The organism is Stagnihabitans sp. (assembly GCF_964946895.1).
Window position 1 is genome coordinate 163,831 of record NZ_CBBQHX010000002.1, and the last position, 17,832, is coordinate 181,662.

1 protein-coding gene (only partly in view) is annotated in these 17,832 nt (G+C 64.4%); it reads left to right on the top strand.

Translation table 11 applies throughout. The features are described from left to right. On the top strand, positions 1 to 17,832 hold the beginning of the coding sequence (locus tag AC1Y2B_RS02260; protein WP_482251448.1) for an LEPR-XLL domain-containing protein. The gene runs 22,635 nt beyond the window's last position; the window shows 17,832 of its 40,467 coding nt (coding positions 1-17,832); the start codon lies at positions 1 to 3; its stop codon lies off the right edge, out of view.

Consider the following 17,832-nt stretch of genomic DNA (forward strand, 5'->3'; position numbering starts at 1 on the left):
ATGTCACTTTCCCGCGCCCTTCGGCGCGCCCGTCGTCGTGTCCTGCGGCGGGGAGCAGTGCCCGAAAGCACCCACCTGACGCGGGCTGATCACGCCTGGAAGCTTGAGGCCCTGGAGCCGCGCGTTTTGATGAGCGCGGACCCGTTCTCGATCGCTTTGGGGGCCTATGCCGGGCAGGTGGAGCTGCGGTTTGACCAGACGGCCGGGGGCAATCGTCAGATTGTTGTCCATGCGGCGGATCCGGTGACGACGCCGGATGTGACCTATGACATTTCGGCCAATGATGAGATCGACATCACCGGCGGTGCGGATGACGACCAGATCAAGCTGACCTTCGGCGACGGCTTTGACGATTCCGGCTTGGCCGTGTCGGTCGATGCCCTGGGTGGGGCGGATTCCGTCACGATCGATCGTCAAGGCGCGGTTTCGCTGGGCAGTTTGACGGTGAAGTCGGAATCCATCTCTGTTGGCAGCAGCACGTTGTCGGACGGGGCGTTGGGGATCAATGGGTCCTTGTCGCTGCTGGCGGATTCCGCGACCTCGGGCGGGGCGACGCAGATCACCTTGACCGATTCCCTTTCGGTGAGCGGCGATGCGGTGATCGAGGCTTCGGCCTTGCAGGTTGCGAGCGGCAATGCATCGGCTCAGGTCGCGGTGTCTGGCGGGATCACCGGGCTCGGTCTGGTTTCGGTGACCGCCTCTGTCCATCGGGCGTTCTCGGACACGTCCATCGGTATCAACGACTATCAACTGGGCTCGGCCACGGCGGCGGTTTCGATCAGCGATTCTGAGGAAAATCCGGTCGCGATTGAAGGCAGTTTTGTGAACATCGAGGCGACGGTGACGGGCCAAGTGTCTGCCGCCGCCAATATGGGACTGGGTGGAAACCTTGGAGCCGTGCTGGACTCGCTGAAGTTCGTGCACATCCACGCCACTGACTCCGCCTCGGTCGATCTGGGGACGTCGCACATTGTTTCGGGCGGCGGCGTGAATGTCGATGCCGTCGACTCCACGCATTACGCTACCGCAGGGATCTTGGCCTGGAACGAAGTGCAGAGCTCTGCCACGGTGACGGGTTCGGACGGGACGATCGACGCGGACGCCGCTGGCGTGCAAATCCAAGCGCTGACCGCTTTGAGAGTGACGGCTGAGGGCCCGGTGCAAGGCGCTGTGGACAATCCGCCGAAGTTTGCCATGATTCTGGCGGCGTTCGGCTTCAACGACGTGTCGGTCACGGATTCGGTTTCGCTGACCAATGTGGTGATCCAGTCCGTGGGCGCTGTTGGCGTGACCGCCACGGATTCCAGCGTGATCAGCGCGCATCTGGCGGGCAGAGCCGTGTCCTTCCCGGATGAAGTCGGTGGCGGGGCAAGTGCAGGGTCAACCGGTCTGCCGCAAGTGGCGATTGGCGGTATGGTTGCGGCCAACGAGGTGTTGGCCCATGTGACCGTCAGCCTGTCCGGCGGTTCGATCACCACGACGGGCGATGCGGCGGATGTGACCGTTGCGGCCACCAACGGGATGCATTTGTCCTCGGTCGTCGATGGCGGGGTTGAATCCAACTCCACCGCCGTGGCGGCGATGATTGCCTTCAACAACGTGGGCTGGAATTCGGGGTCGGCCGGTGTTGTGGGCAATACCTTCGACACGATTCTTGGCACGACGGTTGCCGGCAGCGCGGATCCGTTCGAGACGCATGTCACGATGACCAATGTGCTGGTGGATGCCGCCGGCGCTGTCACCCTTTCGGCCGTCGCGCGGCCGACGATCGAAGCCAAGGTCGCGGCCAGTGCCAGCGCCGCTGACAAGTCGCTGGGGGCTGGTCTGGTTGTGGCGGGCAACCGGATTGTGTCCAATGTTGGTCTGACCATCACCAATACCGATGGCCGGAACATCGCGGCGGGTGGCGACATCACGCTGGAGTCCTCGGACACCTCGACCATCACGGCGGATGGCAGTGTGACCTCGGCCAGCAAGGGCGGGCCGGCCTTGGGTGGGCTGTTCGCGCGCAACCTGATCACCTCGAACGTCGGCATGGCGTTCACGGGGGCCACGGTGTCGGCGGGTGGGGCGCTTGCGGCCAATGCCGTCGAAGCGGCAACGATCACCGCCACGGTGAGCGGCACGCAGCCTGAGGCGGAAGAGAAGGCAGAGGAATCCGATCAGCCGTCTTTCGCGCTGACCGGGGTTATCGCCACCAACGCCATTCTGGGCGGCCTGACGGTGACGGTCACGGATTCCGCGCTGACCTCTCAGGGGGATCTGACCATTGCGGCGGCCAACACCGGCACCATCACGGCGGAAAACACCGCCTCTGCGTCCGGGCACGGGACGACGGTCGGCGTGAGCCTGGCCTTCAACACGATTGGCTGGCAGGCGCAGGACATCTTCTCAAACAGCATCGACTCGATCCTGGGCACGAATATCGGCACCAAGGCGGAGTCCGTTGATACTGTGACGATTTCGGGGGCCTCGACCCTGACGGCCAACGGCGGCACGCTGTCGGTCACGGCAGAGAATACGCAATCCATCACCGCCAAGCTGGTCGCTGCGGCGGCCTCGGGTGGGGCGGCGGCGGCGGGGATCCTGCTGTCGAGCAACATGGTGGCCAGCCGGACCGGCGTCAGCATGACGGGCGCCACGGTATCGGGCGGCGCCCTGGTTGTTCTGGCCAACGAAACCTCGACCATCACGGCGGATGTGTCGCTGAAGGTGGCCGGCAGCACCGTGGCTGCGGGCGGCCTTGCTGCGCGCAACGACGTGCGCAACGGCGCAAGCCTGACGCTGACCGATGACACGCTGCACGCGGATGGCGGTGCGGATTTCGCGGCGCGGTCCAGTGCAACCATCACCGCGACCCTGAGCGGGTCGTTCGAGATTTCCGCGGACGCCAAGGCTGGTGGCCTTGCCGCAGCCGGGTTCATTGCCAACAACATGATCCTGACCAGCGCCCATTTGACGATGACACGCGGGTCGCTGATCGCGGGGGGGGATGTGTCCTACCTTGCCCGCACGTCGGGCACGATTACGGCGGACAACTCTGCCACCGTCAAAAGCAATGGCACGGCGGTTGGCATCACGCTGGCCTTCAACACCGTGGGGCTTGAGCCGCAGAACATCCTGCTCAACACGATTGATGCGCTGATCGGCACCAATATCGGGACCGAGACGCCTGCCGATGCGCTGGTGACCCTGACCAATGCCGAAATGACGGCGGGCGGCAATCTGTCTGTTGCCGCCGAAAGCGCGCAGGCGATCAGTGCCAAGCTGGCTGCGGTGGCAAGCTCGACCGACAAGGTCGGCGCGGGCTTCGTTGTCGTGATGAACCGCGTCAGTTCGCGCAGCCAGATCATCGTCACCGATACGGTGGACCACCGCTCTGGCTCGACTGGCGGACCGGTGACGCTGGTCCCGAATGACGTGGTGCTGGTTGATGATGGACGGCGCACCAACGGTCAGGCCGGGCGGCGCTATCGCTACATCGGCGCGGGCGAGGCGATGGACCTGTCGCACGCGGACTTCAGCGATGAAAGTGCGTGGGCGCTGCTGCCGCTGGTCGATGTCACCGGCAACCTGTCCTATGCGGCGCAGGACACCTCGACGATCACGGCCAATGTCACGCTGGAATCCTCGGGCGGGACCTCGTCGGTGGGCGGGCTTGTTGTGCGCAATGATGTGCACGGCGGTGTGAAGGCGCTGTTGACGGATATGGCCTTGCAGTCGGGCGGCGACTTCTCGCTGTCGGCCAAGGGGGCGGCGCAGATCGAGGCCACGGCCTCGGGCACGACCAAGGTGGCGGCCCCGAAGGATTCCGAAAGCAAGGATGGCGGCACGGCCATTGGCGGCCTGATTGCCAACAACATGGTTCTGGGCGGTGCTGAGGCGACGATTTCCAGCGGCACGGTTGTTTCGGGCGGTGGGCTGGATGTTCTGGCCGACACGGTGACGCTGATCAAGGCCAGCAACGCGATGAAGGCGGAATCCGATGGCACCGCCGTCGGCATCACGCTGGCCTTCAACAGCATTGGCTGGAGCAATTCCGACATCTTCACCCAAGGCGCCAGTGCGTTGCTGGGCACCAGCCTTGGCACCCAGCAAGCTGCGGCCACCACGGCGCAGATCCTGAATTCGGTCTTCGCCGCGGGCGGGGCCATGCGCGTGCTGGCCGGTGCGACAGACCCGAGTGCGGCGCAGAACGGCGCGCTGCTGGACGCCTCGATCGACAGTTCGACGGCGGGCGGTTCGGGGTCCGCAGGGGTTGGTCTGGTGCTGGCCACCAACCGGGTTCTGACCTCGACCACGGCCAAGGTCACCTCGGCATTTGCCGATCCGGACTACTATTCCGTGGGGTCCCTCGACGTGGCGGCCAAGGACACGGCGGCGATCAATGCCAAGACCGCGATGACGGCTGGCAGCGGTGGCGGTGCGGCGGTGGGCATTGTCGTGGTGCTGAACGACGCGCGTGGCGATGTGCAAGCCACCATCACGGGCCTGAAACTGCTGGTGCAGAACGACCTGATCCTGACGGCGGATCAAGCCACCACAATCACGGCAGAGCTGACCGGCAAGACGGAATCGACCGAAGACAAGGACAGCCAGGATTCCTCGATCGGCGCTGGTGGCGTGATTGCGACCAACCTCGTGCTGTCGAAATCGGCCGCCACGCTTGAGAATTCTGACATCTCGACCGGCGGCAGCCTGTCGGTGACCGCCAAGAACGTCGGCAGCATTTCTGCGACCAACACCGCGACGCAGTCGGCTGCCGGTACTGGAACAGCCGTGGGCGTGACGCTGGCCTTCAACACCGTGGGCTGGGCCCCGTCGAATATCTTCGCCAACACGATTGACACCCTGCTGGGCACCAGCATCGGGTCGCAGGACACCGATACCGTCACTGCCAATGTCAAGACCTCGGCACTGGTGGTGGGCGGCGATCTGACGGTTGCGGCGGACAATGCCGCCATGATCACGGCGTCTGTGCTGAACGAATCCAAATCGGGCGCGGCTGGGGCTGCAGCCTCGATCGTTCTGGCGACGAACCTTGTGTCGTCGCATGCCGATTCCGCCCTGCTGTCGCCGGTTGGCACGGTTCTGGTGAGCGGCGGTTTGTCTGTCACCTCCAAGGACGCGGCAGAGATCACGGCCAAGGGCACCGTTCTGGCGACCACCGTCGATGCGGCCACGGCTGGCAAGGAATACATCAAGGTCAACGACTATAGCGACGAAGGCGACACTGAGGTTGCCTTTGGCAATCAGGTTTTCGTCAAGGACGGCCATACGGCCGGTGGCACGGTTGGCCATATCTACCGGTTCATGGGCACGGACACGACGCTGAACCTGTCACAGACCAACTTCGCCGACACCCGCTACTGGTTTGAAATTCCGCCGCCCGTCGGCTTCATGGGCACCACGCTCGGCTTCCTCTATTCGGCGATGCCGCAAGAGGCCAAGTCCTTCACCACCACCTTGCCGATCGGCAAGGACGGCATGACCGTTGGCGTCAAGGTCAAGGCCGGGTGGGACGATCTGACCATTCTGGACTTCATCTCCAAGCAGGGGGTTGTCCCGGCGGGCTTCCGGCTGACCAGCACGGGCTTTGTCTTCGGCCTTGGGGCTGCGGGCGATTCCGGGCTGGCGCTGCCGTCGATCTCGGTCGATCTGGTTATGCCGAAGATCAAACTGCCGAACTACGATTTCAAGCAGGTCGTCGGGCAGGTCGAATACAAGGGCAAGATGGTCGACTATGGCATCGAGGCCAAATTCGGCTGGGATGATCCCAAGTTCCCCGAACTGGTCGCGGCCCTGTTGTCGGGCGATGCCAGCTACTTCATGCCCAAACTGGACTTCGGCTTCTATATTGATGCGCCCGACCAGAAGGACGTGACGCTGATCAAGAAGCTGCCGACCAGCTACAAGCTGCCGACCTTCGACATCAAGTTCTCGATCTACGGCAAGGCGTTCAAGCTGCATTATGATTCCACGGAGGCGCTGACGCTGCCGGTCGACAACCCGCTTCTGTTCGACTCCTCGTTGCCGGCGGTGACGCTGCCGAAGTCGATCATCAAGGACGTTGATCTGGATGCGCTGATCTGGGACGCTAAGGACCTTGCGGGCCGCCCTGACACCTATTGGGACACAGCGACCACCTTCAGCATCAATTCCCCGGATGCCTTCAAGGACAGCCTTCTGGCTGCGCTCAAGGTCCTGCCCAAGACGCTGGACCTGACCGATCCGACGCTGACCTTCTCGTTGCTGGGCTACAACCTGTCCGAGAAGCTGCCGGTCAGCACGCTGATCAATCAGTTTGGCAGCCCGATGCTGCAGGCTGGCGCGACCAACCACCTGCTGGTTGACCTGACCGACATCTGGGACGCCGTGCTGCCCAAGATCAACAACGTGAAGCTGTCGGATTATCTGGTCGATACGACGGCCAAGCTGGACTACACGATCCCGAAGATTGCGCTGGGGGACATCACCCCGGACGATCTTAAGGACCCGGTCTATGCGCAGGCCTTCGACGTTGGCATTCAGGTGCTTAAAGGCATCGGGTTCGACATTCCGCTGACCAAGCAGCCCAAGCCCAAGGCCGACGGCAGCGATGCCGAGGCGCCGGCCGCTGCCGAACAGGTAGGGACCGAAGAAGCCGGCACGTCAGGCGTGCAGGACATTGCGATCACGGTCGACAAGGACAAGGTCAAGGCCGACAGCGAACTGACATTCACCCTGACCTATGGCGACAAGACCACGGAGCCGATCAAGGTTCTGGATATCGGTGCCAAGACGAAAGAGGTGCAGCGCATCCTGTTCCTGCGTCAGGACCTGGACATCGCCAGCACCTTCAAGTTGTCCTACAAGGGCACTGGTGCAGACGACACGCTGAAGACCAGCGCCGAGCTGGAGCTGGGGGCCACGGTTGCGGCCACGCGCACCAGCCTGCAAAACGCCATCGACCTGCTTTTGGGCAAGGACGAGGACGGCAATTCCAAGGCCACGGTCACCTACAACAAGAAGGCCTCCAGCGCAGGTTGGGCCTTTGACATCGAATTCGCCGAAGAGGGCGTCAATCAGGCCCAGATCGAAGCGAAGATCGACAGCCAGATCGGCTTCCTGATCGTCCGCTCCAGCACCGAGGTTGAGGGCAACACGGTCACCGTCGAGGATCAGACGGCGGAAATCCAGAAGGCGCTGGACGCCATTCTGGGCGACGGCAACAGCAAGGTTGCGGCCTATGAAGAACCGGCCGCCGCAGCTCCTGCCGCGGACCCGGCGGCTGATCCTGCAGCGCCGCCTGCGGATCCGGCGCCCGAACCCGATCCGGCCCCTGCGGCCACCGGGCCGACCACCTTGCATTACCGCGTGACCTTTGCCGGTGATCTGAAGGAAAAGGCCGTCGAGGACATCAAAACCACGGTGGACGAGGCTTTGACCGGCCTGACCGTCGAAAGCACCGTGATTCAGAAGGGTTATGACCCGAAGGGTCCGAGCTTTAACATCACGGTTCCGCCGAAGGAAACCTACACGCTGACCGTCGTGGTGAACGGTACCACCTATATCGCGGAAGGCATCGCCAAAGGGGCGACCGCCGAAGACATTGCTGCCGCATTGAAGAAGGCAACGATCAAGCCGCCGGAACCGGCAGCGGAAACGCCGGCCGAGACGCCGCCGGCCGATCCTGCACCGGCCGATCCCGCTCCCGCAGAGCCTGCCCCGGCAGAGACGGTGACCGCCACCAAGGCCACCGACCCCGTGGAAGCCACGCTTGGCGAGACCGGGTTGGAGATCACCGTGACCGCCGGGGACAAGACCGGCACCTTCAAGATCGGTTTCACCGGGGCGATCGACAAGAAGACCGTCGAAAAACTTGACCTCGAAGGCACCGGCGGAGATGCGCCGGACCCGGAAGAACCTTCGCAGGGCGGCGTGGCTGTCGGCGGGCTGATCGTGCGCAACGACGTTCGCAGTGGCGGCACGGCGCTGATTGATCAGGCGATCCTGCAGGCCGGTTCGGTCACCGTGTCGATGGACGAGGCCGCGCGGATTCATGCGCTGCTGGACGCCGTGGCCGAGGCCAAGGGCGACGGCAAGGCGCAAAGCACCGCCGTTGGCGGCATCATTGCCACCAACCTGATCCAGAACGATTCCTCTGCCAAGATCACCGCCAGCACGGTCACCGCCAGCGGCGACGTGCGGGTGTCGACCGACAACCGCGCCGACATTCTGGCACGTAATGCCAGCTCGATCACGTCGGACGGCAATGGCGTGAACGCCACGATGGCGTTCAACAGCATCGGCTACGATCCCGAACCGCTGTGGAGCCACATCGCGGACTCGTTGGTTGGCACCAATCTGGGGACCGAACACAAGTCTGAAGCCGTGGCACAGATCGACGGCTCGTCGATCCAGGCTGGCGGCGATCTGACCGTGCGGGCGGTCTCGACCGCCTCGATCCTGTCGCAGGTGACCAATGCCACCTCGTCACAACTGAGCGACAAGGCGGCAAAATCGGCCTCTGCCGTGGCGGCCGGCTTCATTCTGGCGAGCAACATGATCTCTTCGGCCGCGCGGGCCGAGATCACCAGCAGCGGTGCACAGAGCCAGATCACCACCGATGGCGCTGTTGTCGTATTGGGGCAGGATGACGCCAAGATCCTGTCGAACGTGAACCTTTCGGCCAAGACTGGCGGAGATGGCGAGATTGCGCTGGCGATCCAGGCCCTCGCCAATTTCTTCCGCCAGACCTACACGGACTATTCGGGCACGCAGAACATCACGCTGGGTGACCGGGTGCGCGTTGGGTACAATGGTCTGACGGTTCTGGATCGGCCGGCCTCGTTGGCGGCCGGCGACCGGGTGCGTCTGGATTGGGACATCTGCAACGGCAAGGCCGGTGTGGTGTACGAATATGTCGGAGCCGACCCGCTGTCGGACCCGCATCTGGACCAGCAGGACTATAGCGACGCTACGCTGTGGCGCGCCGTGAAGGGCGACCCGGACAAGGTCTATATCGCGCTTCAGGCGCAACATGGGCTGGATCTGGCGACGGAAGATTTCACCGACGGCAGCAAGTGGCTGGAACTCGACCTCGATTTCATCATTTCCAAGGCCTCCATTGCGGCCAATGTCATCGAAGGTTCGGATGCCAAGGGCACCGGCTTTGGCGGTCTGTTTGCCCGCAACGATCTGCGCAATGATGTTGCTGCGACCGTGTCGAATGCGCTGGTTCAGGCCACGGGCAACCTTTCGGTCGATGCCCTGCAGACGGCGTTGATCGTTGCCAAGGACGAAAGCGTCGTCAGCGCCGATACGACTGGCGTCAACGTCGTGATCGCCAACAACACGATCATGGGAGGCAACACCGCCCTTGTGGCGGATTCCGACCTGACGGTGGGCGGCGACATGGCCGTTCGGGCCGCGACGCAAAGCTCGATCCTGGCCACGGTCAGAAGTGTGGTGCAGGCGTCCACGTCGGTGGGCATCGTGCTGGCGTTCAACACGATCGGATACCAGCCGACCAACCTGCTGTTCGCGACGGTTGATGCGCTGGTTGGCACCAATCTTGCCGGATCGGCCACGGTTGCGACGCTTGCGCAGATCCGCAATTCTTCGCTGTCGATCACGGGCGGTTTGTCGGTTCAGGCCAAGTCTTCGGGCGGGATCGTTGCCGTCATCGAAAGCTCTGCCCTGGCGCTGAAGGTCAAGACCAGCAGCGGCGGCGAAAGCGGGGCCTCGTCGATCACGGTGGCGCCGATCCTCGCGATGAACAAGGTGGCGACCAGCACGCAGGCCCTTGTCACCGGCCTGCCGGATTCCACGGTCAACACCATGGTTGGCGATGCCGAGATCTCGGCCGGATCGGCCACACAGGTTCTGGCGCAACTGTCGTCTTCGGCGATCAGTCTGGCCGTGGATGCCACCGGCGGGGACAGCAAGTCCATCGCCATCGGCGCAGCCCTTGGCCGGAACGAAATCACCAGCGATGTCACGGCCCAGCTGACCGGGTCGGCCACCGCTGCGTTCAAGGCGGAGGGCAATCTGGCCGTTCTGGCCGTGGACAATTCGTTCATCCACGCAGAACTTGTGGCCACGGCCTTGGCCGTCGCCGCGGGCACGTCCAACGTCAAGGCGGTGAGCATCGCCGCGAACTTCGCGCAGAACATCATCCGCTCCTCTGTCACGGCAACCGTCGTGGATCTGGGCGATGTCGAAGCGGGCAGCGACCTGACCGTTCGTGCCCTGCGCACGGCGACGATTGAATCGATTGGCCGTGCGACCGCGGTTTCGGTTGCGCTGTCGCTGGGGTCCAGCTCGACCCCGTCGGTGGCGGGGGCGGGGACCATTGCCCTCAACCAGATCACCGGCGGTCTGATCGCGGAAATCCGCAATCTTGGAAGCGTCCATTCGGGCGGCAAGTTGACCGTGGAAGCGATCAACAGCGCACGGATCACGGCCAATATCCTGAACATCGCGGCGTCTTTGAGCCTGTCGATGGGGCAGTCCACTGCGGCGGCCATCGGGATCGCGGTGGCGGAAAACATCATCGGCTTCACGCAGAATCCGCCGGCCACGACCACCTACACCAGTGGGTCCGATCCGGTCTTGCTGCACACCAATGACACGGTCCGCATTCTGGGCAACCATGCCTTGTCCGGCCAAGTCTATCGCTACATCGGCAAGAACCGTTCGGCGTTGAGCTATCTGGATGTGGAAGACTACTCGATCTCTGACAACTGGCAGCGGATCGACCTGAACGCGGACCCGGCCCCGACCACGGCGCAAATCGTCAATGTTGGCACAGTCACGGTCAGCGGCGACATTCTGGTGCATGCGGAATCGGCGGAATCCATCGCGGTTTCTGCCATCGTCGCCTCGTTGGCGGTGGCGGCTTCGGCCAAGGGCGGCACCTCGCTGGCGGGTGCCGGATCTGTGGCGCGCAACCGCATCCGGGGGGGCAGCAAGGCCCTGATCCGCGGCATCAACAACCTGACCGGTGGCGATGTCAGCGTGCTGGGTGAAGACCGGGCCGAGATCAAGAGCGTTGTGATCGGGGCCGCCGTGGCAGCGGCGATTGGCGGGACGCAAGGCGCCACCTCGATCGCGGTGGGTCTGTCGATCTCGCTCAACGACGTCGATACCATGGCCTCGGCGAAGATTGATACGGTCTTCGGTTCGGTTGGCAATGTCACGGTGCGGGGATGGGTTGCCCCGCCGGGAACCATCAACATCTCTGCCACGGGCCTGACGAGCGCCAAGCTTGACGCGGCCACGCAGCTGGCGGTGACCAAGGACGCGCAGGGCAATGTCGAAATTGACCCGACCGCCTGGACCAATTCTGTGGCGACCTGGACCACCCTTGTCGCCGCGATGAACACCTCATTGCCGTCGGATGGCAAGATTGCGACCTACAACCCGATCGCCGATCTGGCGTTGTTCGATGCGGGTCAGGTTCCCTCGACCGATCCTGCCACCAAATTGCCGCTGACCGAAACGGTCACGGTGGCCGATACGGATACCGAGCGTTACGTGCTGCGCCAGGCAACCTGGCCGGAAGTGCTGACGCTGCTGTCCCAAGGGACCAAGGCGTTGCTGCCGGAACACCCGACGGCCCAGAATGAAAATGACGCCGCCGAAGCGGTGGAAGCGGCGCGCAGCCACCTGATGGCGCTGTTTGCCGGTCAGGGCGTCGCGTTTGACGGAGCCCTGAGCGTTGCGCAGCTGATGGACAGCGCGGGCAGCGATCCGTTCAGCGCCTGGCGCATCTCGGACGAATCCGGTCACAAGTGGATGGTCTACGAAGAGCCGAACGGCAAATTCGGCGTCTACAACGACGGATTGCGCCTGTCGAAGGCGCAGTCGAATGACGGCTGGATTCTGGTCGATGATCGTGGCCGGTCCTTCACCCTGAAGCCGGACGGCGCGCGTCTTGTCGCACGCCAGGACACGGTGGTGGCCATCGGCGTGGCCGCGGCGTTGAGCGTCAGTGCCAGCGGCGGCACCTCGCTTGCCATTTCGGGCGCAGGTGTCGGCATCAACAACGCGGTGCGGGGCGGAACGGCCTCTGGCATCAGTGACAGCAACCTGACCTCTTCGGGCAATGTGATCGTCGAAGCGACGGGCGAGGCGGGCATCAACGCCGTGGCCGTGGCCGTTGCAGCGGCGCTTGGCTTCGGCAAGACCGGTGTCGGCGTGGCCATCGGTGCTTCGGTGGCGCTCAACTCCATCGGCGAGGCGGGCAACACCTTCTCTGTCACGGCGGATGTCAGCAATTCGCGCATCATTGCCACGGGTGGCATGCAGGTCAGCGCCAACAACCGCACGCAGACGGTGGCCACGGTGGTCGCCGGTGCGGCGGCGGTTGCAGGCGGGCAGACCGGGGTTGCCATCAGCGGTTCGGGCGCCGTGGCGATCAACGACATCGAGGTGACAACGCGCGCCGCGATCACAGGGGATGGCGATACGGTTCAGCGGATCGAGGCGAGCAGCCTTGCCGTCACGGCCATCAATGACAGCCGGATCTACAGCTTCGTCGGCGCGGCGTCGCTGGCGGTGGCGGTTGGCCAGCAGGGCATTGCGGTCGCCCTTGGCGCGTCGATTGCGCAAAACGTGATCGGCGGCGACACGGCGGCGCGAATTGACACGCTGGCGGGGGGAATCTCTCTGTCGGGCGTTGCCCCGACCGACACCGGCCTTGGCATGGTGGTGGACGGGCGCAGCATCGAAGTGTCTGCGCTGGAAACGGCGATCATCAACGCCACCTCGATGGCGGCTTCGCTGGCGGCGGGCTTTGGCCAGACCGGCGTGGCGATTTCGGGCGCAGGCGCTTTTGCGCGCAACCGGATCAACGGCGGCGTTGCGGCCGAGATCATCGCGGCGGACATCGTCAGCGATGCCGGCGACATGTCGGTTACCGCCAATTCGACCAGCATCGTGCGCAGCACGGTGGTGGCGGCCTCGGCCGCCGTGGCAGCGGGTCAGACCGCCGTTGGCGCCTCGATCGGCATGGCGATTGCCGAAAATGACATCGGCTTTGCACAATCCAGCCAGCAATCCATCGCCCCAACCTATGTGGCGGGCACGGATACGCCGGCAACCGTGTCGAATGGTCAGATCATCTACATCCCGACCGGTGGCAAGGCGGGCGAGGCCTATCAATACATCGGCAGCACGCCGATCCAGGCCAAAGACTTTGCCAAATTCCAGTCCAACCACAGCCGCGATGCCGCGATCGAAAAGAACGACGTGGTCTATGACGCGGCGACCGGGGCGCTGTACGCCTATCTGGGCGACAGCCCGCTGGGAACGGGCGCGGCGCTGAACTTCTCGGATTCCAATCTGTGGATCAAGGGCAGCGTCCTGAACGTTCTGGATTACAGCAAGCTGGACTTGTTCAAACGGGTCGATCTGTCGCGCAACGGTGCGGCGATCCGGGCGCAGGTGCTGAATTCCAACATCACGCTGACCGGCGGTCAGGCAAAGGTCATTGCCACCAACACCTCTGCGATTGATGCGATCACCGTCGCGGGGTCTGTTGCCATTGCGGGCGGCCAGACTGGCATCGGCCTCGCGGGCAGCGGTGTCGGGGTCACCAACCGTACCGCATCGGACGTTGCGGCGCGGGTTTCGGGCGGATCGGTCACGGCAACGCGGCTGACCATTTCGGCCCGCGACGACAGCACGATCAGTGCGGTTGCCGCAGCGGCCTCCATCGCGGCGGCCTTTGGCCAGACCGGCATCGCCGTGTCGATCGGCGTGTCGATTGCCAGCAACGCGGTGGACAATTCCGTTGTCGCCGAGGCGTCGAATCTGTCCCTCATCAGCCTGTCGGACACCGCCACACCCTTGGTCATCGAGGCCAAGACCGGCGCCGGCATGCTGTCCCATAATATCACCACCGGGGGGAATCTCACCTTCGACCGGCTGGATGATGCCGCCAAGCAGGACGAGGCGGGCACCGACGGGGCCACACAAGACGCAGCGACCCTGCGGGCGTTGAAGGCCGCGCTTGAAGCTGCCGGACAAGTCGTGGATGCCGACACGTCCAGCGACAACAGCCTGCTGGCCAGCCTTCGGGTGTCGTCTGTCAAGGATGGCGAAAGCTGGTCGGTGGTCGATGCCAGCGGGCGTCAGTGGACGCTGAACAAGTCGGGCAATCAGCTGGTGTCCAAGCGCAGCACGATCACCGCGATCAGTGCGGCCGCCGCGCTGGCCATTGCGGCCGGGCAAGTCGCCGTTGGCGTTGCCGGGGCAGGGGCTTCGGCCGTCAACGCCGTCACCTCCAACACCGTCGCGATTCTCTCCAACACGACGATCAAGTCCGATCCGGCTGGCAAGATTTCGGTCACGGCCAGCGACATCTCGGCGATTGACGCGACCGTGCTGGCTGCGGCTTTGGCGGCAGCTGTGGGTCAGGTTGGCGTCGGCATCGCTGTCGGTGCTGCGGTGGCGCACAACTACATTGGCTTCGATCTGGACGGGAACGCCCGTTCCGATCGGGGCGCCGTGCGCGCCGAGGTCACCAATCTGACGCTGAGCGGCACCGATGGCACGGGTGCAGGCTCTGCGCTGGACATCTCGGCGCAGTCTGATCGCAGGATTGACGCGCTGGTCTTTGCCGGGTCGATGGGGATCGCCGCCGGCATGGTGGGGATTGCGGCCGCAGGCTCGGGCGTGGGTGCGGTGAACCGCATTGGCGGATCGACCGTGGCGGGCATCTTCGGCTCTGGCACCGACATCCAGTCAACGCAGGTGACGATCAGCGCGCAGAACCAATCGCGCATTGATGCCGTTGCCGCGGCCGTTGCGCTGAGCATCGCGGGTGGCATGGTGGGGGTCGCGCTGTCGATCGCCGCGACGGATGCCTCCAACGAGATCACCAGCATCGTGCAGGCGACCATCGCCCGTGCCCCGAACGTGGCTGGATCCGGCCGGGTCAATGCGACCGGCAGCATTTCGGTGACCGCCGAGGATGCCAGCTCGATCCACGCGCTTGGCGCAGCGGCAGCTTTGGCCGCGTCCATCGGCGTGGTCGGGATTTCCGTGGCCGGTGCCGGTGTCGGCATCCGCAACACGATTGGCACCAGCACGACGGCGGAAATCGTCGGAGCGACGGTGACGAGCGGCAGTGATCTGCTGGTTCGCGCCCGCAGCACCGGCTCCATCGAGGCGACCGTGATCGCGGCGGCGCTGGCCGCCGCCGGTGGCGCTGTCGGCGTTGGCGTGGCCATCGGCATCTCGATTGCGCGCAACGAGATCGGCTTTGGTGCCGATGCCACGACGCCCACCTACACCACCGCCACGGATACCCCCAAGGCGATCCATGCCGGCGATGTCGTTGGCGTGACCGAGGGCGTGCGTCAGGGCCAACTGTTCCAATATGTCGGTCCGAACACCATTCAGGCGTCGGATTTCGGCAAATACAGCACCACCGATACCACGACGCGGACCATCAAGAAGAACGACGCGATCTATGATGCGGCGACCGGGGCGATCTATACCTATCTGGGCAGCTCCAACTTGTCCTCGCGGCCTTCGGCGCTGGATTTCTCGGACAAGACCAAATGGGCCAAGGGCGGCATGCTTGCGGTCATGGACTATGCCAATTCCAAGCTTTGGCGTGAAGTTGGCCGAGCCCGGCAGGGTGCGGTGATTGCAGCGCGGATCGTGGATTCCACGGTCAACAGCGGCGGCAATGTCACGGTGAATGCGGCGTCCACGCAGGAAATCCGTGCGATGGTGCAGGCCGTTACGGCGGCCATCGCGGGTGGCGGGGTTGGCATCGGCGTGTCGGGCTCGGGCGCGTCAGCGACCAACCGGCTGGCGACCAATGTGTCAGCCTTGGTGCTGTCCAGTTCCGTTACGGCGGACAACGAGGTGGCGATCACGGCCACCGACGACAGCCAGATCGACGCGGTCACCGGGGCATCGGCCCTGGCGGCAAGCTTCGCGGCGGTCGGCGTGTCGGTTGCGGTTGGCGTGGCTGATGCGACCAACATTCTGGAAAACCGTGTACTCGCGGAATCGCGCACCAGCGATCTGGTGGCTTATGGCACCGGCGGGGCCGACGACCAGTCGATCACCATCACGGCCTACACCAACGCGGCCCCGACCTCTTACGGGTTGTCGACTTCGTTGACCTCGGGCGATCTGACCGATCTGACCGGCACGGCCACGGACAGTGATGGCAACCCGCTGCAAAGCGATGTCACCAGTGACGACGCCCTGCGCAGCCGGCTTTACGCCGACATGAACGCCAGCGGCGCCGGCATTGATGGCCCGGCGTCGGCTTTGCGGGTCTCGGAAATCTTGGCGGGTCGCCGTTGGGCGATTGTTGACAGCACGTCTGGCAAGCAATGGGTGCTCGACAAGTCGAGCGGCAGCTATACCGTGCAGCGCGTGTCGATCAACGCACTGTCGCAAGCCGCAGGGCTTGCGGTTTCGGGTGGTGGCTTGGCCAACATCGCGATGGCCGGTGCTGGCGCAAGTGCCGTCAACGTGGTCAACACTGACACGATTGCCCGGATTTCGGGCAACAAGACCGCAGCCGGCAGCCGGGCAACGCAGGGCGGCGTCCATGTCGAAGCCGGTGCGCAAAGCAAGATCCAGGCAACTGTTCTGGCCACCTCTTTGTCGGTGGCATCGGGCGGCGGCGGATCGGTCGGGGTTTCGATCGGCGCAGCCTTGTCGGAAAACTACATCGGCTACAGCCTGTCGGGCGCCACGCCCTCGGCCACCGATGCCAATGACACCGACGCGCCCGTGGCGGGTCGGACCTGGGCTGTCATCGAAGATGCGACGGTCGTCAGCAAGGGCGGCGCCTCCAATGTGGTGTCCACCGCTGGCCAGACGATCAACGCTTTGGTGATCGCGGGGGCGGGCGCAGTCGCCGTGGGCGGCGCGGGTCTTGCCGCCGCGGGGGCAGGGGTCGGAGCGCGCAACTGGATCAACGCCGATACGGCAGCCAGACTTTCGGGCGACCTGCATGTGACCGTCGACAGCCTGATCGTGCGTGCGACGAACACCGCGCATATCGATGCGATCGCGGCGGCGATCGCCTTCTCGGTCTCCGGCGGTTTGGCGGGGCTTTCGATCTCGATCGCTGCATCGCAAGCGGACAACCGGATTCTGTCCTCCACCACCGCGGAAATCACCGGGGACGAGGACGCCGAGGGTTCGAGCGATGTTGACAACAGCTTCGTCAGCGCCAGCGTCGGCGGAATCTCTGTCGCGGCCATCGACAACGCTTCGATCAAGGCGCTTGGCGCTTCAGTGGCGCTGAGCATCGCGGTCGGGGCCGTCGGGATTGCGGTTGCCGGGGCCGGGGTAGGTGTGGTGAACACCATCTCGACGCGGACTGTGGCCAATATCGGCGAGGTTTCGATCTACACGGCCAGTGCGCTTTCGGTCACGGCCGATGGCAGCGCCGACATCGCCTCTGACGTCATTTCTGCCGCGGTTTCGCTGGCCGGTGGCGCGCTTGGCGGCGGAGCGGCCTCGGTCGGCGCTTCGGTGGCGCAAAACCTGATCGGCAGCTTCGGACGGCCGGACGGACAACGGGCCGGTGCGTTCGCCCTGATTTCGGACGGGGCCAGAATTGCAACGGCGGCCAATGCCATCCGCCTCGACAGCGGAACCGTGACGGTTCAGAACGGCACCTTCGCGCGGGCCCCCGATGGCAAGCTGTACCAGTACATGGGCGACCAGCCTGCGGATGTGTCGCTGACATCGCTGGATTTTGCGGCGGCAACCGACTGGTTCCAGGTCGGGCGTGCGGCCACCCCGGGTGCGGCCATCGCCTTGCCAAGCCCCTCGGACATCACGGCGCTGCAGGCTGGCACG